1 rRNA gene is annotated in these 507 nt (G+C 52.3%); it reads left to right on the top strand.

The window, feature by feature from the left end:
• Positions 1–54 (top strand): 16S ribosomal RNA (locus tag ABD971_RS29440); the annotation flags it as partial.
• Between the last annotated feature and the right edge of the window lie 453 nt (positions 55–507).

Raw genomic sequence — 507 nt, 5'->3', positions numbered from 1 at the left:
ACTAAGTCGTAACAAGGTAGCCGTAGGGGAACCTGCGGCTGGATCACCTCCTTTCTAAGGAATTTAGAAATGGATGAGCCTCAGCTCGCTGAGATCATCCACATTGTGAAAATGTCCTCCATTTAACTCAACAGAATTCAGGTCTTCGGATCTGTGTCATCACCAAAGAATCAAACGAAGACCCACTCAGGCCCGTCGCCAGCCTGAGTGGGTTTTTTCGTGCGCGCATCGAATCGATTTCCGACGTGAAGATGCTTCGTTGTCGATTTCGCCAATCTTGGCCGGGGTTCTGAAGTTGCGAGTTTAGACGTTCTTCGGGCCAAAGGCCCAGCAATTTGCCTAGCCTGGCCCAACGGGCCAGGCTAGGGTTTGCAATGCAAAGAAACCTAAGGGCCAACGGCCCGGCCATTTGCTAGCCGCCCTCATTAAGTCCGAACAAACGGCCGGGCCGTTGGCTGGGCTGATGAAAATGTCGTGTAGTGGCTTTTACTGCCACACGGATGAGTT

This window comes from Novipirellula rosea, assembly GCF_039541335.1.
Taxonomy (GTDB): Bacteria; Planctomycetota; Planctomycetia; order Pirellulales; family Pirellulaceae; genus Novipirellula; species Novipirellula rosea.
The sequence above is the reverse complement of the archived record's forward strand: the minus strand, read 5'-3'. Positions and strand labels throughout refer to the sequence as shown.